The sequence below is a fragment of the Endobacterium cereale genome (assembly GCF_009617585.1).
GTDB classification, from domain to species: domain Bacteria; phylum Pseudomonadota; class Alphaproteobacteria; order Rhizobiales; family Rhizobiaceae; genus Neorhizobium; species Neorhizobium cereale.
On the sequence record NZ_WIXI01000036.1, the window covers coordinates 57,220 to 77,035 of the forward strand.

Genomic DNA, 19,816 nt, shown 5'->3' on the forward strand with positions numbered 1-19,816 from the left:
TTTGCCTGACAGGGCGGCCAGACGGGCAAATGCGCTTGCGCATGGCCGAATTGGACCTATTGTGTGCCGGTTTTTGCCCAACCGGAATTTGCATATGCCTGACCTGTCGTCCTTCTCCCGCTTCACGCCGCTTGTCCAAAGCCTGCCCGCCACCGTTCCCTTCGTCGGGCCGGAAGCGATCGAGCGCAATCGCGGGCTGATGGTGAAGGCGCGGATCGGCGCCAACGAAAACGGCTTTGGCCCCTCGCACGCCGTCATCGCGGCGATTGCGGAGGCCGCAACCGACACCTGGAAATACAATGACCCGGAAAATTTCGAGCTGAAGGCAGCGCTTGCCGCACATCTCGGTATCCGCGCAGAAAATATTGCCATCGGCGAAGGCATCGACGACCTTTTGGGCCTGATCGTGCGCATGGTGATAGAGCCCGGTTTTCCGGTCGTCACATCGTTTGGCGCCTATCCGACCTTCAATTTCCATGTCGCCGGTTTTGGCGGACGACTGGTGACGACACCTTATATAGATGATCGTGAAGATCTGAATGGGCTACTGGACCTCGTGCGTCGCGAAAACGCGCCGCTGGTCTATTTCGCCAATCCAGACAATCCGATGGGCAGCTGGCACACGGCAGACGATATCGTCGCCTTCGCCAAGGCGCTTCCAGAAACATGCCTGATGATTCTCGACGAAGCCTATTGCGAAACGGGCCCGGCAGACGCCACGCCCGCAATGGCCGCCCTCATCGACATGCCCAACATTTTGCGCACCCGCACGTTTTCCAAGGCTTACGGTCTGGCTGGGGCGCGGATCGGTTATGCCATTTCGACGCCCGGCACCGCCCAGGCCTTCGACAAAATCCGCAACCACTTTGGCATGGCGCGTATCAGCACGGCAGCCGCCTTGGCGGCCCTCAAGGACCAAGCTTATTTGACCAAGGTGATCGGCGATATTTCCGCCTCGCGTGATCGCATCGCAAAAATCGCTCGCGACAATGGTTTGTTACCGCTCGCTTCCGCCACCAATTTCGTCGCCGTCGATTGCGGCCGAGATGGTGTTTACGCGCGCTCCATTGTCGATGGACTGATGGAACACGGTGTATTCATCCGCATGCCGGGTGTCGCGCCGCTCAACCGCTGCATCCGCATCAGTGCCGGCACGGAAAAAGACATGGCATTGCTGGAGGAAGCATTGCCGCAAGTCCTGAAGGCGCTGAAGTAATCCGAAAACAGAAAGACCGTGCCGGCCTTGTTCCTGCCGGTCACGGTCTCGAATGCATGACGTCAATCCGGCTCTTTGCGGCCGTTTACCGACGTCGAAGTTTGTTATTCTCTACTATTGATCGTGAAATGCCGTGCTCTGCGGCGTCCTTGCGCGTCCTTCATGGCGCGCAAGGACGCCGCAGCATTTCCAAGGCAGTCACATCGTGCTGTCCAAAAACCTGCATCGGTTTTCGGGTCGATGCGAAAGACGCATGCATCAGTGCATGGTCATCCAGTCCCGGGCAGCGCGCAGTGCAAGCGCGATTTCCGTCTTGCTCATCTGGTGGGACAGATCGGCGCGCAGCTCGGCGGCACGGTCGGACCCCTTGATGGCGGCGATGTTCAGCCACTTGTGGGCGGCGACGAGGTCAACCGGGCAGCCACGGCCGGTCGCATACATCAGGCCCATGTCGCAAAAGGTTTCAGCGCGGTCGGCTCCGCCCATCTGGGCGGTGCCGGCCAGTTCGGTTTCGTGCATTTCAAAACGTGCCATCTGACTTAATCCCTGTTCAAATCGTTGTCGTTGCAGTCCCTGTTTTATCTGCCCTCGTGGGGCCCCGACGATCACCGTTCGAGCGGCTTTTTGATCTCTCGGGCGGCAGGTTTTCCCTGCTCGTTTGATGACCCCAATATGCCTGCAGGACTTCAAAATTCGCCTAAAATGCATGATTAATTCGATGCAAACAAAGTCCAAACGCTTGGTAAACTTGGTTTTTTGTTAAACATCGCATGCCCTGTCACATAGGCAATCCGCCTAAAAATTTACGAAAATTTCACGCGGCGAAATTGACTCTTCATTCACCAAGGATTCCGTTGAGAAATGCGCCCCTTGTGGAAAACAACCCAAATCGACAGCGTTCCTGACAGCCGTTTCACCTCAGGGAACCCCTTGATCCTCCCAGTTTACCTTTACGTACGCGTAAGCTAAATTGCCCGGGCTTGCGGTTCATCAATCGCTGGCAGGGAGGAACATGCCGCTTGCCGTTTTCAGACGCGCGGCCTTGAGGAGGAGATTTCGATGAAACGTTTCGTGCTTTTGGCAGGGCTGATGCTCGGCGCATCCGGCGCGATGGCTGCTGAACCGATCGAAGGCAGCTGGAAGACGGCGAGCGGCGAGACCGCCCAGATCGCCAAATGCGGCGGCGCCTTCTGCGTGACGCTGAAGACCGGCAAACATGCCGGCAAACAGATCGGCAAGATGGATGGCAAGGGTGACGACTATAGCGGCCAGATTACGGACCCGGCCAATGATAAAACCTATAGCGGCTCCGGCTCGGTCACCGGCAATTCGTTGAAGATGAAGGGCTGTGTGATGAAAATCCTCTGCAAGACGCAGACCTGGACGCGCATCTGACCTTTTGATCGCAGGCGGGCGCCGTGGAGGCGGTGCTCGCCTGTTAACGCTTGTGAATACCCGATGAACCCCCATCTCAGATACCATTCAGCCTGATGGCGACACTATGGCCCCAATCCGTCAAACAAGGGGTGACAAGATGACCATCATCGCAAGACGCATGACGATCCTGACCTTGGTCATGACCGTATTCGCCCTGTCATTTTCGGCTCTGGTCGCACATCACGGCAAGGGCTCGATGTCCCGCCTCAACGCGCAGGCGCTTTGCACCCAGCAACATGGCTGCACGGTCTCGCTTTAGGCGGATCAGCGGACATAAATAATGTGGCCACCGTCATCGGCGTGATCGAGGGCGACCACATCGTCAATGTTGATGTCGCGTTTATTCAAGGCAGCGACGAGGTCGGCATTACCAATGATCTTCTTCTGGGCCGTCGCCATATCCTCCGGCGTTTGATCTGGAAAACGCGGCAATTGCGGATCGTCGTTTGACGACAGCGCCACATGCACGACGGTCACGCCGTCGCCAGCCGACGCAGATCCCAGCGGCGTAATCGCCTCCGCTCCGGATGGAGCCTTGGGCGCGAGAGCCGCCATGGATACGGAAGATACGAATTTCATTGGCCTGATCCTTCCCAATTGCGCGCGCATGATTGCCGCAAACCTTGTAGACCGAACGAAGAAAGATGCGTGCAGTTCCCTGCGATGGCTCGGCTTTTGCCACGCTGACGCAGACTTGATATTCCATCACACGGGCGTCAGATCACCAATCATATCCGGCGAACTGTCACAAACCTTAGGACAGGTGTCTTTCGCTTGTGACGCGCACCGTATTATAGTGCTGCATGAACAAACGGATAAAGACGATTTCCCCCATGACCTGCATCTCTCCCGCTGCCGCCGAACGGCGGGCTTTCGACGATGCCGAACAGGCCGTTGATGCCCTCATCGCTCTTTATGAACGCAACACCGCCTTCCTGATCGACGCCTTTCAGTCGCTCGCCAAGGGCGCGCCCGTTGAGGGTCGCTACCGCGCCTTCTATCCGCAGGTCAGCATCGAAACGACCAGTTTCGGCCATATCGATTCGCGCCTCTCCTACGGCCACGTTTCGGCACCGGGCATCTACACGACCACGGTCACCCGCCCCAAACTGTTCCGCCGTTATCTGGTCGAGCAGCTCGATCTTTTGATGCGCAACCACCATGTGCCGTTGATCGTGTCGGAATCGACGACGCCGATCCCGCTGCATTTCGCTTTCGGCGAAGGTGCGTATGTGGAGGCCTCCGGCAACAGCGCGCTGGCCGACCACCCGCTGCGCGACCTTTTCGATACGCCCGATCTCAACAATACCGACGACCTGATCGCCAATGGCGAATATGAGGCGCTGCCGGGCGAACCGGCGCCGCTCGCGCCATTCACCGCCCAGCGTATCGATTATTCGCTCGCCCGCCTTGCCCATTACACGGCAACTGGCGCCGATCATTTTCAGAATTTCGTGCTGTTCACCAACTACCAGTTCTATATCGACGAGTTCACAAACTGGGCGCGCGAATTGATGGCCAATGGCGGCGAAGGCTATACGGCCTTTGTCGAACCCGGCAACATCGTCACGCCGGCGGGTGCCGCATCCGCGCCTGAAGCCGTCGGGCGACTGCCGCAGATGCCGGCCTATCACCTCAAGAAGGACGATCATTGCGGCATCACGCTGGTCAATATCGGTGTCGGCCCGTCCAATGCCAAAACGATCACCGACCACATCGCCGTTCTGCGTCCGCATGCCTGGCTGATGGTCGGTCATTGCGCGGGCTTACGCAACAGCCAGCGACTGGGTGATTACGTTCTGGCGCATGCCTATATGCGTGAGGACCACGTGCTCGACGACGACCTGCCGGTCTGGGTGCCAATCCCGGCGCTCGCCGAAGTGCAACAGGCGCTGGAAGATGCGGTAGAAGAGATCACCGGCTTCGAAGGCTTTGAACTGAAGCGCATCATGCGCACCGGCACGGTCGCCACGATCGACAACCGCAACTGGGAACTGCGCGACATGGCAGGCCCGGTCAAACGCCTGAGCCAAGCCCGCGCCATCGCGCTCGACATGGAATCGGCTACGATTGCCGCCAATGGTTTTCGTTTCCGCGTGCCCTACGGCACCCTGCTTTGCGTTTCCGACAAGCCGCTGCATGGCGAGTTGAAACTGCCGGGCATGGCAACGGCGTTTTACAAAACGCAGGTCAGCCAGCACCTGAAGATCGGCATCCGCGCCGTGCAGAAACTGGCGGAAATGCCGACGGAAACCCTGCATTCGCGCAAGCTGAGAAGCTTTTACGAGACTGCGTTCCAGTGACGTTGTCATGATGGACGCGTGTCATCTGGAGCCTGTTGAGGTTCCAGATGACACGATCCGTAAAGCTTGACGATGAACTGGTAAAAAGTGCCGAGGAAATCACGGCCTTTCGGACACTGCCGCCATGGAAGAAGCGCTGCGCATTCTGGTAAAAAACTACCAACTCGGCCAGGCATTTGACGAAATGCGTGGCATGGGCTGGCATGGGCGGCATCATATCAGCCCGACATTCGAAACCTTGGCGGAAGAATTTGGGCGCTGATAGCTGGACACAACCATACGCCTTCAAAAGTGCTGATGCGAGAGGGACGCGATGAACGATCACACCCTTCGTGGTCGATGCCAGCGTCGCCATCAAATGGGTCGTTGACGAGATCGGCACGGACAAGGCCTTGGCTCTTCGCGGGAACACTCGGCTCCTAGCACCTGAGCTGCTGCTTGCGGAATGTGCCAACATTCTATGGAAGAAGGTTCGCCGCGGCGAACTGACAGCCAGCGAAGGTCGGTTTGCGGCCATGCTCATGCAGAGTACCGGCATCGCCTTGGCACGACAGGACGAATGTCAGCTCATTACCGCTGATGAACGTCTGGTTCGCAAGCTTCGACGTAAACCTTCGCGGTATCGCGGTTCTCCTTGATGAGTGGCAGGAAAACCCTCCCCATTAGCACCACCTTGAAAACCTTTGTCCGCGCCACATCTCCCTTCCAACGATGAGCGCGTTTTTCGACGAAGCCGTCTGCCGCAATTGCGGTGAGGCGCTGGCCAGCAAATACTGCCAGTCCTGCGGGCAGAAGAAGGCGGAGCGATTCGGCTCAACCCATCTGCGCCATGAAGCCTGGGAAAAGATCCGCTGGTTCGAGGCGGACATGGTCCGATCCGCATTCAACGTCATGCTGCGACCCGGCCGGGTGGCGCGCGAATATGTTGAAGGCAAGCGCAAAAGCCACGTCAATCCTTTGAAACTGCTGCTCGCCGCCATCGTCATCCTGCTGGTGGTGATTGCCAGGACCGGCTATCTCACCTCCAGCAACCATACGCTGACACGCGCGATCGAACTGGTGCAATCCTATTCGAAATGGTCGTTCTCTCTCGGCATTCTCGCCGTACTGATCGCGTCCAATATCGTCTTCTTCCGACGTGGAGGCGTTAATTTCGTCGAGCACCTCGTGCTCGCCACCTATACCCATTTCGTCATCATCACCGCCAACATCATCAATCTGACGCCGCTGCTCGTGCTGGGTGCCACGCCGGAACGGGTAGCCGCTCACCGCATTTACAGCGGGTACTACATGGACTGGATCGAAGGCGGCATCGTGTTTCTCGCCTTCGGCCAATTCTTCGCCGTCGACTGGCGGCGGCAATGGTGGTGGCCGGCGATCGGCGCGATCGTCTTTCATCTGGTGAAGGAAGGACTGCTTTATCTTTATGCCCGTGCCGTCATCCGCATCGTGATTGCCCAGCTGACATGATGCGGGAGGGCGGAGTTGTCTTTGGGAAGGGAGGTCTCATGAGAACCGCATTCGTACTCGCCGCCGTCACGGCCCTGATACCCGCCGCGCAGGCTTTCGCCGGAGCAAAGGCCGGCTCGCTGTTCTTCCCCGGCCGGGATGCACACATCTGCGATCCGATTTTTTCCAAACTGGAAGACACGGAACAGCGCCAGACGCTGATGGCGCAGGCCACACCGCCCAAGCAACCGGAAAGCTCCCCCGCCGAAAAACCCGCTGACATTGACGAGGACGAGCTTGCCACGCAATTGAAAGACATGCTGCAGGCCTGCTCCTATGACGGCAAGGCGTTGGCTGTGGATGCGAAGGCGCTGTCCGCTGCCCCTGGAACCGATGGCATACAAGCCGTCAACATGGTGATGCGCTATACCGGCCTGCCCCAGAATTTTCGCATCATGGAAGCCGACGTGCCGAATGCGGCAGCCATCATCGTGCTTGGGCCGGACGGCGTTCCGCAACGGGTGATCGCTTATAACAAGGGCTTCATGCAGCAGGTCGCAAAGGCCACCGACAACAATGACTGGTCGTCTTTGTCGATCATGGCGCATGAGATCGGCCACCATCTGTCCGGCCACACTCTGGTGCCGGGCGGCAGCCAGCCGCCAATCGAACTGGAGGCGGACAAGTTTTCCGGTTACGTGCTGTTCAAGATGGGCGCGAAGCTGGGTGACGCCCAGAAGGCAATCGCCACGCTGATCCCCGAAGCTGCCAGCCCCACCCATCCGGGCCGCACGATGCGACTTTACGCCATTCAGGCCGGCTGGATGCAATCCTGCCAGCAGCAACAGAATGGCTGCGGTGAAACCACGGTTGCAGCCGTTCAGCCAAAACCGGCGACAGACGAAACGCAGGCCGAACAGCAAAAGACCGCACGCACGCTGGAGCAGGCCCCGCCAGCCGCAGCGCCGATGACGCCCCCTGTTTCAACCGAACTGCAGATTGCCGCCAATGGTGTACCGCGCGCGTCGATGCCGAAAATACCGGGCGCTGCGGAGATCGTCATACCATCGATCGGCAAGGATGGCGGCAGCAACCGCCCGGCACCGGTTCCGGCAGCGCTCGACCGCATCCCCCAACTCGATCAGACAACGACGCCCTCGAAATTCGACCGGTTCGTGTATGACGCCGTTGGCGTGTTCGACACCGAGACCAAGGAAAAACTCTCGACGCTCGCCTATCAATATGCCGCCGCCACCGATGTCGAGATCGTCACCATCGTGACAAACGATCTGCAGGGCCGCAGCGCCGACCAATATGCACTCGACGTGATGCGACAGATGCGCGTCGGCAAGATGGATGTCGGCAATGGCGCCGTGCTTGTGGTTGCGCCGGAAGCGAAGCAAACCGGGGCCGCGCTTGGGCCCGGTCTGCTCGTGCAATACGATACGGTCGAGCCGCTGCGCAGTTACCTGAAAAGTTTTCTCACGCTCAACGACACGCCCCGCAAATCACTGACATCGGGGCGGTTGATCGCAGATGCCAGCTACCGGGTGATGCGCGACACACAGGCGCTGGAATGGCAGATCAAATTCAACAGCCTGCAGCAGATGCTGACGACCGCTGAAAAAGCCCGCGCGGATTTGCAGCAAACCAACACGCCTTACAATCCGAACACCGACCCGACATGGCGCAAGCTGCTTCGCATCGATGCCACCGTCGTCTCGACGAAACCCGACATGGCCAATCCGGCGCTCGACATCAACGAGCCCAAAACCCGGCATGTCGGCCCGGCTTTGCATGTCCGCACCGCGGATGGGAAGGATGCTGTGCTTTACGTCAACCAGACCGTACCGACGCTGATGCCGGTACCGCTGGAGGACGGCAAGCGTTATGCGTTCACTGCCCGCGACAGCTTTCTGGCGGCAGACGCCCCGCAGTTCGACTTGATCAGTTATGACCAGCTGGACTAGGCGCTGAACAGCCGGTGAAGGGCTTGGAAAATCACGCATCGGCGACATCTAAAGCGCTTATCGCTATGAAGGTTTTCCAATGCGCTTTTTGAAATTGCTTTTGCCGGCGATGTTGATGTCGACGGCGGCCCATGCCGGCATGATCGACATTGCCGGCCAGACATTTTCACAGGATGCCGAAACGATCGAATTGTCCGGCACTGAAGATCTTGCCGATCTGTCGCCCCTCAAGGATTTGCGATCGGTACGGCGTGTCTTTATCGAGGGAGCTTCGGTCACTGGCCTCGGTCCGCTTGCCGGGCTCAGGGCTTTGGAAGAATCGGCGATCGACGATACACAGGTGGCGGATCTGTCCCCGCTCTCGGCACTGCCCGGCCCTGCGGTCCATCTACGCCCTTCGTACGCCCTTGAAAAACCTTGCCGGCCTTGAGGTGTTGACAGCGCTGGAAAAGATCTATCTCCACGAGGCTCCCATCGATGACATTCGCCCATTGGAGAAGAGCGCCGCCAGCCTGCGCATACTGGGCCTCATGGATACGCGTGTCGGCTCGATCGCAGCGCTGAAGAGAGCCGACAAGCTGGCGCAACTGGACTGACGCGCACCTCGGTCACTGGCCTCGGTCCGCTTGCCAGTGCGGTCTCTCTGGACAAACTCATACTGGTCTCGACCGATGTCACCGATATCTCCCCGATCGCCGCAGCGAAAATGTTGACGAAACTGGATCTCACAAACACCGGCATCCGTGACTTGACGCCGTTGCAGAACCTCGGCGCTTTGGAGGATCTGTCGATCAGCCACACAAAGGTGCGCAGTCTGCATGCGTTGAGCAGAATTTCGACACTGACAAACCTTGATCTCAGCGGCACGGATGTGGAACGCTGGCGCCGCTTGAAAGCCTGACCAATCTGCGTGTCCTCTCGCTGGCGCATACCGGCGTCTCGGACCTGACGCCGCTGCAAGACCTGATCAATCTGCGCCGGCTGGATATCGTCGGAACTCGTGTCACCGATTTCACCCCGCTGAGACATTTGCCCGATCTCGAACAACTGCGCATTGGGCAAGCCTTGTCGGAAAGGCCGGCCTATGGCCAATCGATAGAGACAACCGACCTCGACTGGCGCACGTTGAAAGGCCGCGAGGCAATCGAAGCCTTCCTTCGGGAGTAACTGCTCAGGTGCGCCTGCGCCCGGCCACCAGCAGCGACAACGCCGTGCCCGCGAGCGAAGACATGATGATCAGCAGGTGAGCATTCACGGCCGCCTGCCCCAACGCTTCCAGTGCGGAAGCCTTGGTCGAGGCACCGAAGGCGATGGCGCCGGCGGTGATCCCCGCCGGATAGGTGCCGACGCCAGCCGGCGCATGCACCGGCAGGACCGACGACAATTCACCGCCCAGACCGCCGCCGAAGGCAGCGCCGAGATCGAGATCGCAGAGCAGGACCAGAACCCACGCAAGAACCGCGACCTTGACGAACCAGTTGATCAGCGTAGCACCCCAAGCGCGCGCGAAGGCAGCGTTATCGGCAGGCAACCCGGCGGCTGCCTCTTCCACCAGCCGTTCCAGCTTGGCGCCCCTGCCGCCGGTCGGCAGGATTTTTTCCGCCATCTCCACCGCCTGGCCGCGCATGCGAAAGGCGATGGCCGGAAGGACGAGAAAGCCCAGCCACAGTAGCCATACCCAGCCGCCATAGCCTTCGGAATACATGGAAAGCGCCTTGCCGACAGCCGCAGCCGCCAGAAGCGCGTGCAGGTCGAACAAGCGCATCACCAGCAGAGCCGAGGTGGAGCGCGCCAGCGGCACATCGAATTCGCGTCGCATCAAAAGCGGAAAACTCGCTTCGCCGGTGCGCAGCGGCATCATCACGTTGAGCAGATTATGCACCTGCACCAGCCGCAGCAGAACGCCGAACCGGCCCTTGGTTTCCGCAGAGAAATAGTCGTAGATGCGCCAGGTGCGCAGGACATAGGTGCCAAGAAGCAGCACGATGGCCAGCACCGCCGCACCCCAGCCGGCCTTTTGCCAGCGTTCGAAAATCGAAAGCCAGCCCCAGAACCATTCGATGAAGGCCGCGTAAGCGATGATGATCGCCACTGTACCAAGCCACATTGCGTTGCGGATTATCCACGGGCCTTGGCTGGCAACCGGTTCGTTCTTCATATAGAGGATGCCTCATCTTTCGGCTCTCGCGGCGCGTTTCGCACGCCTGCCCGAAGGCCGAGCTTTAGGAGAAAGATGAAGTGGCGACAACAGCAGAATCGATCCGGACCCGGTTGACGTCCACTCAGCCGATCGAACTGTCGCTGGTCGTGCCGATCTTCAATGAAGAGGACAGCGTCGGTCCGCTGATCGCCCGCGTGCGCGAGGCGATGGCCGGTTATGCCAGCCCCTGGGAACTCATTCTCGTCGATGATGGCTCCACCGATGCGACGCTGGCCAATGCCCGCCTTTCCGTCGGCGAACCCGGTCTCGACCTCAAGATCGTCGCCCTGCAGCGCAATTTCGGTCAGACCGCCGCCATGCAGGCCGGCATCCATCAGGCCGAAGGCCGACTGATGGCCACGCTCGACGGCGATCTGCAGAACGACCCGAGGGACATTCCGCAGATGGTTGCGGAACTGGAACGTCGCGAACTCGACCTTCTGGTCGGCTGGCGCAAGAACCGCCAGGATGGTCTGGTCCTGCGCAAGATCCCGTCGTGGATTGCAAACCGGCTGATCGGCCGCATTACCGGTGTTCGCCTGCACGACTATGGCTGTTCCCTGAAAATCTATCGCGGCTCGATCATCAAGCAGGTCCAGCTGATGGGCGAGATGCACCGGTTCATTCCGGCCTGGGTGGCCGGCGTGGTGCCAAGCTCGCGTATCGGCGAAATGCCGGTCACCCACCACGCCCGCGAACACGGCACCTCGAAATACGGCATTTCCCGCACGTTTCGCGTGATCCTCGACCTTTTGTCGGTGATGTTCTTTATGCGCTTCAAGGCGCGGCCGGGACATTTCTTTGGCTCGCTTGGCCTTGGGCTTGGCGCGATCTCGGCCATCATTCTGGCCTATCTCGGCTTCGACAAATTCATTCTCGGCAATGATATCGGCACGCGTCCGCTGTTCCTGATCGGCGTCATGCTGTTTTTGTCATCCGTACAGATGATCACCACCGGAATTCTCGCCGAGATGATGGCGCGCGTTTATTATCGCGACGACAGCACGCTCAGCTATATCGTCAGGGAAGTTTATGGCAGCGACCAGCAGCGTATCGGCTAAATCTTCGTCCTTTTTTGGCAAGCCACACACCATTTTTTGGCTGCTCCTCGCCTATTTCGTGCTGTCGGTGATCCTGCGGCTCGTCCGTTCGGATGCGCTGCAGCCGGATGAAGCCGAGCAGATCTTTCAGTCGCAATATCTGCTGATGGGTTACGGCCGCCAGCCGCCTTTCTACAACTGGCTGCAGATCGGCATATTCGAGCTTGTCGGCCCGTCGATCCTCGGCCTGTCGCTGCTCAAGAACGGTCTGCTCGCCCTCACCTGCATCATCTTTGGCCTCGCCGCCCGCACGGTCGCAAAAGATCGCGATATGGGCGCCGCCGCCATGCTGGGCGTGCTCACCATGCCGGCAACCATCGTCATGGTGCAGCGCGACCTCACGCATGCTATCGCGCTGTTCTGTTTCGTCGCGCTGTTTCTGCTGACGTTTTTCCGCACGCTGACGAAACCCAGCCTCTTGGCCTATCTGGCAACCGGCGTGGTCGTGGGCCTCGGCATCATCACCAAATACAATTTCGTCATCCTGCCAGCCGCCGCCATCATCGCCGCGCTCAGCGATGCCGACTTGCGCAAACGCGTGTTCGACTGGCGGCTCATTCCGGCGCTGGTCGTTGCCGGTCTGATCTGCCTGCCGCATATGCTTTGGGTTCTGCATAATCTTGATGCCGCCACTTCCGGCACGATTTCAGCCATGCATGACGATAGTTCCGGTAACGCACTTTTCGACCGCATCACCGGCCTCCTGTCGATCATCATCTCGGCACTGCAGGGCACCATCCCGACGCTGATCTTTTTTGCCATCGCCTTTCCAGGCCAGATCCGCGCCGCATGGCAGGCGGAGAACCGCTGGACACGGCTGACGGGCATCACGCTTATTGCCTGCCTTGCCATCGTCGCCGTCATCGCGCTTGGATTCGGCGCCAGCAGCATCCGGCAGAAATGGCTCGCGCCCTTCCTCATGCTGTTTCCGCTCTATCTCTGCATGAAACTGGATGCCGCCGGCGTCGAGGCGCGCATCGGCCTCAAGCGACTGGCGATTGCCGTCCTCAGTGTCGCCACGCTATTCATCGTCTACCTGTTCGCCGCCAACGCACTCGGTCCGCTTTTCGGCAAGCAAGGCAAGGAAACAGTGCCCTATTACGCCTTTGTCGAGAGGATTCTGGCGGAAAACGGCAATGAACGCCCGACAGTCATCGTCACCGACAATGCCTATCTCGGCGGTGCCGCCCGCATTCTCTTGCCGAACGCACTGCTGCGGCTTCCAAGCGAGCGCACACTGGCCGATGCCACGCCCACACCCGCCGCTGGCAGCACGCTGGTGCTCTGGACCGGCGAAAATCCGGATGCGGAAACACAGACCCCGCCCACCGAACTGATGGAAATGCTTGCGAACTATGGCATCGCGGCAGACGCGCCAGCTAAAACGATGGCCGTGCCCTACCAGTTTTCTGGTGGCGCGAAATCGGCGAAGTTCAGCTATATGTGGCTGCCGGCTCGATAAGTTTCAGAGAGCCGGCTGCCCTTACGCCATCCGTGCTTCGCGCAGATGGTCGAGCCCGCCGCGCAGCTTTTCGATCATCTCATCCACTTCTGCATGGCTGATCACCAATGGCGGCGAAGCCAGCATACGGTCGGATGTGGCGCGCATGACAAGCCCGTTTTCAAGGCAATGATTGCGCACCAGAACACCAGCATCGTCCGGCTTGGCATAACGCGCGCGGATCGACTTATCGGGTGAAAGCTGCAGCCCGCCCATCAAACCCACGACCTGCGCCTCGCCGACAACCTCGTGGTCCTCGAGACTTTTCCAGGCTTTCGCAAAATACGGGCCGATATCGTCACGTACGCGGCCCACCAGCCCTTCGTTTTCGAGGATCGCCAGATTAGCGAGCGCCGCGGATGCCGCCACCGGATGGCCCGAATAGGTGTAACCGTGATGGATTTCTTCGGCCGCCAGCACATCTGCCACGCGGTCGCTGATCAGCACGCCACCGATCGGCAGGTAACCGGAGGAAAGCCCCTTGGCGATCGGCGCCATGTCCGGTTCGACACCAAAGTGCTGATGCCCGAACCATTCGCCGAGACGCCCGAAACCGCAGATCACCTCATCGATAATCAGCAGAATATTGCGCGCCTTGCAGATGCGGGCGATCTCCGGCCAGTAGGTGGAAGGCGGCACGATGACGCCGCCCGCGCCTTGCACCGGTTCGGCGACGAAGGCGGCAACCTTGTCTTCGCCCAGCTCATCGATCTTGGCTTCCAGCTCACGCGCCATCTTCAGCCCGAACTCTTCGGGAGAAAGATCACCGCCCTCGGCAAACCAGTAGGGCTGGCCAATATGGTGGATACCTTCGATCGGCAGATTGCCCTGTTCGTGCATCAGCTTCATGCCGCCCAGCGACGCGCCTGCAACCGTCGAGCCGTGGTAACCGTTGCGGCGTGCAATCACCTGCACCTTTTCCGATTTGCCCTGCGCCTTCCAGTAGACGCGTGCCAGCCGGAACCATGTGTCGGTCGCTTCCGAGCCGGAATTGGTGAAAAAGACGCGATTGATATTAGGGCCCGCATGTTCGGTCACCTTCTGGGAGAGCAGCGTCGCCGGTTCGGTCGTGGTGCCGAAAAAGGTGTTGTAATACGGCAGTTCCTGCATCTGCCGCGCCACCGCATCGGTGATTTCTGTGCGGCCGTAACCGACATTGACGCACCAAAGGCCCGCAAAGGCGTCGAGATATTTCTTGCCGGAACCATCAAAGATATAGACGCCCTCGCCGCGGGCGATCAGCCTTGCGCCCTTTTCGTTCATTTCCGTCATCCTGTTGAACGGATGCATGTGATGGGCGGCATCGATGGCGGCGAGATTGGACAGTTTGGCGGTCACGGCAGGCTCCGTCTCATGATTGTGCAGAGGATTCTTAATTGCTACCAACGGGTCTCCGCAACAGCTGACTGACGGTTTTCGCATGGCTTCCGACACCCCCAATCCCCGCATCGAGATTCTCATCGTCGGCATGAACGGCGATCTGCGCGGAAAACGCATTCCGACCGACGCGGCCGACAAGGTGTGGGCCGGAGCCGTTCGCCTGCCGACCTCGACGCAATCGCTCGACATCTGGGGCGACGACAATGATGACATCACTCAGTTGTCGCTAGCCTTGGGCGACCCCGACGGCATCTGCATTCCCGATCAGCGCAGCCATGTCGCCATGCCTTGGGCACCGGAAGGCTCCACGCAGGTTCTGGCGACAATGCACGAACTCAGCGGTGAACCGAGCTTCATGGACCCGCGCGCCATCCTCGCCGCCGTTGTTGCGAAATACAAGGCGCGCGGCCTGAAGCCGGTTGTCGCCACCGAGCTGGAATTTTACGTGGTCGAGGACGACTGGCGCGAAACCGGAAAACCGCAACCGCCGAAAAGCCTGCAATATCGGGAGGAGCCTAATGGCTTTCAGCTCTATGACATGCGCGCCACCGATGCGCTGGACGATTATCTCGAAACCGTGCGCGCCTACATCGACGCCATGAACCTGCCGGGCGACGCCACCACCGCCGAATTCGGGCCCGGCCAGTTCGAGATCAATCTGAAGCACCGCGCCGATGCGCTGGCCGCCGCCGACGATTGCCTTTATCTGAAACGAGTCGCCGAACAGGCGGCGAAAAAGCACGTCCTGAAATCCACCTGCATGGCCAAACCCTATGCCGATCACGCCGGTTCCGGCCTGCATGTGCATGCCAGCATTCTCGACGCGCATGGCAACAACATTCTCGATGCGAAAGGCGGCGATCCGACACTGCTGAAATCCATCACCGCCGGCATGTTGCAGACAATGCGTGATGCGCAGCTGATCTTTGCCCCTTTTGCGAATTCATACCGCCGGTTTCAGCCGGGTTCCTTTGCGCCGGTTGATATCGACTGGGGCATCGGCCATCGCGGCACGGCGGTACGTCTGCCCGAAACCGATGGACCGGGAGCACGTGTCGAACACCGCGTCGCCGGTGCAGATGCCAACCCCTATCTGCTGCTGGCGGCGATATTGGGCGGCATGCTTCTCGGGCTGGAAAACACGCTCGATCCCGGCCCGATGACCGAACCGGGGAAAGACGTACCTGCGGGCACGAAGAAACTGACGCATGACTTCCTGACAGCAGTCGACGATTTTTCCGCCTCGCCTTTCATCCGTGAGGTCTTTGGCGCGCGCTATCAGAAGCTCTACGGCGATACCAAGCGCAAGGAGGCGATCGCCTATCTGCGCACCGTCAGCGATTTCGATTACCGCACCTACCTGCCAAGGATTTGAGAGGTTTCGACTACCCATGAAAACTCTGATGAAATGCTTGGCCATCGCCGGCTCCATCATGGTGGTGGCATTGATAGCTGCTGCTGTCGCCATCATCGTCGACGGACTGAACGATCGTACCGAAGCGGCCGATGTCGCGGTGGTGCTCGGTTCCAAGGTTATGCCGGATGGCACGCCCTCTCCCCGCCTGAAAGCCCGGCTTGATCGCGGCATCGAGCTTTATCGAGACAATCACGTCCTCTTCGTGCTGGTCAGTGGCGGCACCGGCAAGGAAGGGTTTAGCGAAGGCCGGGTGATGCGTGATTACGCGATTGCGCAGGGCGTGCCGGAGGACCGCGTCATCATGGATGAAGCCGGCAACACCACCGGCGCCACCGCGGAAAACGCTGCGCGGATGATGCGGGAACGCGGCCTGACATCAGCCATTGCCGTGTCGCAATATTTCCATATCTCCCGCACCCGCATGGCCCTGAGTGATGCCGGCATAACCGATGTCGGCGGTGCACATGCGGGCTATTTCGAACTGCGGGATCTCTATTCGATTGCCCGCGAAATCCCGGCGATCGGGAAATACTGGCTGGCTCGGGGCTGACGCAAAACTGCTTCCTCGCCCTTCATCCTCCGGCGTGCAAGCAATGCAGGTTTACGGGCAGGCCAGTTGCTCGCCGGAGGCCGAATCCTCGTAACTGGCCGCTATGCGCAGATCGGCATGGACACGCACGCGCGTTATGCTGACATCGGTGCGGGCACCGGTTTTCGGGTCAATCCATTTCGGCAAGGCAGTTTCGATATCCTTGCCCGGATTCTTGCCAATATGGCTCAACACGTCGCCTTGCGGCACCCTCGCAGGCTCGAAATCCCAGCGCATGTTCATGTACCAGTCCTGCCCTTGCCGAACAGGCTCGCCATCGGGAAGCCATTTCTGAATATCTTCGGGGCGGCTGTCCGCGCGTAAATCGACTGTAATCAGGCTTTTGGTGAGGCCCGTCGGGTTATCCTGCGTTCCCGGAGCATCTGACAGCAGTTCAATGATCGGCCTGTTGAAACCGTATTCGTTGAACTCCAGCCTGTAGAATATCTGAACCTTGCTGCCGTTCTCCAGAGGCCGGGCATGTTCCAGCCGCCCGAGATATGGTGGATTGCACAGGGCCTGCGGTTCATCGGTAGTGGCAACGGTCGGACGATGCCAGAAATCCTCCAGCTCTGTCTTGAAAGTCTCTCCGTTGTCGAAATCGAACTCGACGGTGACAAACCCGCGCGAAGTCTTTCCCGAACTGGCCGAGGCGACACCCGCAAATGGCAGGATGACCAGCACGGCCAGAATAGTCGAAAACCTGCTTCGCATATGCATGGGGCCATCGTCCTTCCTATTTTACGCCATTTCCGGCAAAAACGTCGTATCCACCCAATGACGTTTCGGGTTTTTAGGATCGATGCGTACGTTGATCTGTTTCTGCGTCACATAGTCCGTCGGGTCGAACCAGAAATTATCGCTGGCGAAGACATGCACCTTGCGGGTTGCCGGGTCCTGCCACTGGCACATGACCCGCCACGGATGGCTGCCATTGACCTTCAATGAACCGTTGCGCTCAACGCCCCTGACATCGGCAAGGACTAACCGGCCGTTTGCCTGAAGGCTACGTTTGCGGGCACCGTAAAACAGACCGTAAGCGATCATGCCGCCGCCGATCAGGAAGAATATCGCACCGAATGCACCAGGGATCAGCACCAAGCCCCAAAGACTGAAAAGGCCTTCGACCTTTGCGTCGGCCGGTTGATCGGCCTGATACAGAACCTGCACCGTATCGCCACGCGAATAGGCCGGCGAACTGCTGCTCCAGCTTGTTACAAAGGTTCTCTCCATGCCATCGGCAGCGGTAAAGCGCACCACCGGGCTGTACATCGTCGAATCCGACGAGCGCGACCGCTCCAGATCGATCACCACCCCTTCGGCACGCATCGCGGATGCCACAAAACTGCTGGTCGACAGATAGAACCATAGTGCCGCGGCAAGAGCTACCGCACCAACCACCGCGAAACTGATCTTGACAAAATTGATGATGAAGGTCGGCGACATCGATATTCCGCTTTCAAAATGAACAATTCACGCAACAAGCCCGACCAGCTTTGCAGCCAGACCGGGTTCATCGAAAGCCGGAATACAAAACGCTTGACGGCCGCGACCGAAATAGCGCGTCCGCCAATAGCTTCAATTGTCAGGGTATTCTTACCCGCGCGACCGTTGGACGCCGCCTACTCCACTCCGAAAAGCAGCGTCTCCAGGATCTGCCCATGCGCACGGGTGACAGAGGCGTCGGCCCTGGCTTCACGGATGGCGCGGCGTGCAGCCATGGTTGCCGGTGGCTCGAGCAATTCGGCCAACAGGCGCCTTGAGCGCACCTTGTCTGCGGATGGCACGGTATCGATGAGCGGCTCGTCATCGCCGAGATCGGTATAGAGCGTGACCTCCTGAGGCGGAAACGCGTCACGAAGTTCGCTGATGATTTCGACGAGAGCCCGGTGGCTCACCTCACGTTCCGCCATGCGCGGGTTGCGATAGGCAAGATCTCGACGGCGCTGCTGAAGCGCAAGCGCAAGTTCGGCGCGTTCGGCAAAAGTGGCAATAATCCCGGCCTTGGCCTCGTCGCAACTGGCCGTGAATTCGGGAAGTTCAAACATCAAGTCGGTCTGCTCAACGGTCAAACCGCCTGCAAACACCGGATTATACGCAATACCCATAATGTCAGCCCGTTCATTCGGACAGGAAAAAGAGGCGGTCATGCCCCCTGCCTGATAAAAGTCCCGATAAGGATATCCGAAAGCTAGGCCCGCCCCCTTAAGAGGGGCTTAAACACGACTATGAGTTTTCATCTAGCGAATGGCGCGCTGCCGCCAAACCGGTCACACGGTCCGTGGCGCCACCAGAACCTTCAGTTCGCCGGCATGAATTTGAAGATGCACATCGCGCGCCATCGGCAGAAGCTCACCATCGATGACGCAGCGCACGTCATGGCGCTTCTTTGGGAAATGCAGCTCGATCGAGGTCGCCGTCATGGCCGTGACCGCCGGGTTTTCCTTCAGGCGACCACGCAGAATATCGACAAAGAGCTTCATTGCGGTTGGCGGCGTCAGCGGCTCGGCGAGATAGAAACCAAGCTCTCCGCGCGTCAGATCGTCCGCATACATGAGTGCATCACGGCCGAATTCATTGTTGGAAACGGAAATGGCTGAAACCTTGCGATGGGCATTGTTTCCGGCCGCGTTGAATTCCACCTCGAAGACCGGCGGGTTGAACACCACGCCGAGTGCAGCCCGCGTGCTCGCCCGGATTTTTCCCAGCCGCGAGGCAAAAGTCATCGAATCCCGGTAGCGAACCATGCGGGAATGCATCCCGGCGGAAAACTGGTGAATGAAAGTGCGGTCGTTGGCGCTGGCGATATCGACATTCAGCACCTCGCCCTTGGCCAAAACGTCGAGAACCTGAAAGATATCGAGCGGCAGTTTCAGCGAGCGGGCAAACAGGTTCATCGTACCGGCCGGCACAACACCGAGCACCAGTCCGTGCCGCCATGCAATCGCAGCCGCAGCCGAAATCGTGCCATCGCCGCCACCGGCAATCAGCCCTTCCACACCGGCCTCGTCGGCCGCGCGCTCCATGGCATCGACAACATCCTTGCCGGCAACCACCCGGCAATCGATCTCATGCCCCGCAGCGCGAAAGATATTTTCGGCACGCTCCGCATAGGCCCCCATATCGGTGGTGCGAAAAGTGCCGCCGTCGCGGTTAAAGATGGCTACGAGCTTCATGGGAACTTTCAGATGCTGGGCAGAAAAGGCCGGGTCAATAACGAGCCAACAGGAAATTGGTTGCGTGGCATGCACTTA

The 19,816-nt window shown here is 59.3% G+C and carries 24 protein-coding genes; 16 read left to right on the forward strand and 8 right to left on the reverse strand.

The window, feature by feature from the left end; genetic code table 11:
* Positions 1–103: 103 nt before the first annotated feature.
* A complete protein-coding gene (locus tag GAO09_RS06410; RefSeq protein ID WP_153353246.1) occupies positions 104–1,216 on the forward strand; it encodes a pyridoxal phosphate-dependent aminotransferase in 1,113 nt (370 codons plus the stop codon).
* A gap of 258 nt (positions 1,217–1,474) precedes the next feature.
* Here GAO09_RS06410 and GAO09_RS06415 read toward each other — a convergent pair whose 3' ends face one another.
* Positions 1,475–1,750 (reverse strand): SEL1-like repeat protein, encoded by a 276-nt coding sequence (locus GAO09_RS06415; protein WP_153353211.1) that lies wholly within the window; start codon positions 1,748–1,750, stop codon positions 1,475–1,477.
* Positions 1,751–2,275: 525 nt separating this feature from the next.
* On the opposite strand from GAO09_RS06415, the gene GAO09_RS06420 reads away from it, so the two are divergent.
* Positions 2,276–2,611: a DUF2147 domain-containing protein gene (locus GAO09_RS06420; RefSeq protein WP_153353212.1), complete on the forward strand. Its 336-nt coding sequence runs from the start codon at positions 2,276–2,278 to the stop codon at positions 2,609–2,611.
* Positions 2,612–2,750: 139 nt separating this feature from the next.
* Positions 2,751–2,912: a hypothetical protein gene (locus GAO09_RS06425; protein WP_153353213.1), complete on the forward strand. Its 162-nt coding sequence runs from the start codon at positions 2,751–2,753 to the stop codon at positions 2,910–2,912.
* A gap of 5 nt (positions 2,913–2,917) precedes the next feature.
* On the opposite strand, the gene GAO09_RS06430 is transcribed toward GAO09_RS06425, so the two are convergent.
* On the reverse strand, positions 2,918–3,232 hold the full coding sequence (locus GAO09_RS06430) for a hypothetical protein (protein ID WP_153353214.1): 315 nt from the start codon (positions 3,230–3,232) through the stop codon (positions 2,918–2,920).
* A gap of 224 nt (positions 3,233–3,456) precedes the next feature.
* Here GAO09_RS06430 and amn point away from each other — a divergent pair, with 224 nt between their 5' ends.
* The 9 genes from amn to GAO09_RS30455 all read left to right on the forward strand — a co-directional run bounded on the left by amn (position 3,457) and on the right by GAO09_RS30455 (position 9,542).
* Entirely contained in the window at positions 3,457–4,956 is a 1,500-nt protein-coding gene (amn, locus tag GAO09_RS06435) for an AMP nucleosidase (RefSeq protein ID WP_153353215.1), read from the forward strand.
* Between the two features lie 124 nt (positions 4,957–5,080).
* A complete protein-coding gene (locus GAO09_RS06440; protein WP_153353216.1) occupies positions 5,081–5,218 on the forward strand; it encodes a hypothetical protein in 138 nt (45 codons plus the stop codon).
* Positions 5,219–5,288: 70 nt separating this feature from the next.
* Positions 5,289–5,594 carry a type II toxin-antitoxin system VapC family toxin gene (locus GAO09_RS06445; protein ID WP_153353217.1) on the forward strand — a complete coding sequence of 102 codons (306 nt, stop codon included), beginning with the start codon at positions 5,289–5,291 and terminating at the stop codon, positions 5,592–5,594.
* A 73-nt stretch (positions 5,595–5,667) separates the two neighbouring features.
* Positions 5,668–6,426, forward strand: coding sequence for a DUF3667 domain-containing protein (locus GAO09_RS06450; protein ID WP_153353218.1), 759 nt, complete (start codon positions 5,668–5,670; stop codon positions 6,424–6,426).
* Between the two features lie 38 nt (positions 6,427–6,464).
* Positions 6,465–8,375, forward strand: a complete 1,911-nt coding sequence (locus GAO09_RS06455; protein ID WP_209018624.1) for a TPM domain-containing protein — start codon at positions 6,465–6,467, stop codon at positions 8,373–8,375.
* 79 nt (positions 8,376–8,454) lie between these two features.
* Positions 8,455–8,805, forward strand: a complete 351-nt coding sequence (locus tag GAO09_RS06460) for a hypothetical protein (protein ID WP_153353220.1) — start codon at positions 8,455–8,457, stop codon at positions 8,803–8,805.
* Positions 8,783–8,971 carry a hypothetical protein gene (locus tag GAO09_RS06465; RefSeq protein ID WP_153353221.1) on the forward strand — a complete coding sequence of 63 codons (189 nt, stop codon included), beginning with the start codon at positions 8,783–8,785 and terminating at the stop codon, positions 8,969–8,971. The genes GAO09_RS06460 and GAO09_RS06465 overlap by 23 nt, the downstream gene beginning before the upstream one ends.
* 110 nt (positions 8,972–9,081) lie before the next feature.
* On the forward strand, positions 9,082–9,276 hold the full coding sequence (locus GAO09_RS06470; RefSeq protein WP_153353222.1) for a leucine-rich repeat domain-containing protein: 195 nt from the start codon (positions 9,082–9,084) through the stop codon (positions 9,274–9,276).
* Between the two features lie 5 nt (positions 9,277–9,281).
* Entirely contained in the window at positions 9,282–9,542 is a 261-nt protein-coding gene (locus GAO09_RS30455; RefSeq protein ID WP_410768637.1) for a leucine-rich repeat domain-containing protein, read from the forward strand.
* A gap of 4 nt (positions 9,543–9,546) precedes the next feature.
* Here GAO09_RS30455 and GAO09_RS06480 read toward each other — a convergent pair whose 3' ends face one another.
* Positions 9,547–10,533: a lysylphosphatidylglycerol synthase domain-containing protein gene (locus tag GAO09_RS06480; protein WP_153353223.1), complete on the reverse strand. Its 987-nt coding sequence runs from the start codon at positions 10,531–10,533 to the stop codon at positions 9,547–9,549.
* Positions 10,534–10,613: 80 nt separating this feature from the next.
* Here GAO09_RS06480 and GAO09_RS06485 point away from each other — a divergent pair, with 80 nt between their 5' ends.
* Together GAO09_RS06485 and GAO09_RS06490 are read left to right on the forward strand one after the other, a co-directional pair.
* Positions 10,614–11,636 carry a glycosyltransferase family 2 protein gene (locus GAO09_RS06485; protein ID WP_324185234.1) on the forward strand — a complete coding sequence of 341 codons (1,023 nt, stop codon included), beginning with the start codon at positions 10,614–10,616 and terminating at the stop codon, positions 11,634–11,636.
* Entirely contained in the window at positions 11,608–13,137 is a 1,530-nt protein-coding gene (locus GAO09_RS06490; protein WP_153353224.1) for an ArnT family glycosyltransferase, read from the forward strand. The genes GAO09_RS06485 and GAO09_RS06490 overlap by 29 nt, the downstream gene beginning before the upstream one ends.
* Before the next feature lie 21 nt (positions 13,138–13,158).
* Here the strand turns inward: GAO09_RS06490 and GAO09_RS06495 are convergent, their stop codons facing one another.
* Positions 13,159–14,514, reverse strand: coding sequence for an aspartate aminotransferase family protein (locus tag GAO09_RS06495; protein ID WP_324185235.1), 1,356 nt, complete (start codon positions 14,512–14,514; stop codon positions 13,159–13,161).
* 82 nt (positions 14,515–14,596) lie between these two features.
* On the opposite strand from GAO09_RS06495, the gene GAO09_RS06500 reads away from it, so the two are divergent.
* Positions 14,597–15,931, forward strand: coding sequence for a glutamine synthetase family protein (locus tag GAO09_RS06500; protein WP_153353226.1), 1,335 nt, complete (start codon positions 14,597–14,599; stop codon positions 15,929–15,931).
* Positions 15,932–15,959: 28 nt separating this feature from the next.
* On the forward strand, positions 15,960–16,523 hold the full coding sequence (locus tag GAO09_RS06505) for a YdcF family protein (RefSeq protein ID WP_209018625.1): 564 nt from the start codon (positions 15,960–15,962) through the stop codon (positions 16,521–16,523).
* A gap of 51 nt (positions 16,524–16,574) precedes the next feature.
* Here the strand turns inward: GAO09_RS06505 and GAO09_RS06510 are convergent, their stop codons facing one another.
* The 4 genes from GAO09_RS06510 to GAO09_RS06525 form a co-directional block, all read right to left on the reverse strand.
* Positions 16,575–17,282, reverse strand: coding sequence for a hypothetical protein (locus GAO09_RS06510; RefSeq protein WP_153353228.1), 708 nt, complete (start codon positions 17,280–17,282; stop codon positions 16,575–16,577).
* Between the two features lie 21 nt (positions 17,283–17,303).
* A complete protein-coding gene (locus GAO09_RS06515; protein ID WP_153353229.1) occupies positions 17,304–18,008 on the reverse strand; it encodes a DUF3592 domain-containing protein in 705 nt (234 codons plus the stop codon).
* A gap of 176 nt (positions 18,009–18,184) precedes the next feature.
* On the reverse strand, positions 18,185–18,610 hold the full coding sequence (locus tag GAO09_RS06520; RefSeq protein WP_153353230.1) for a hypothetical protein: 426 nt from the start codon (positions 18,608–18,610) through the stop codon (positions 18,185–18,187).
* A gap of 222 nt (positions 18,611–18,832) precedes the next feature.
* On the reverse strand, positions 18,833–19,738 hold the full coding sequence (locus tag GAO09_RS06525) for a diacylglycerol/lipid kinase family protein (RefSeq protein WP_153353231.1): 906 nt from the start codon (positions 19,736–19,738) through the stop codon (positions 18,833–18,835).
* Between the last annotated feature and the right edge of the window lie 78 nt (positions 19,739–19,816).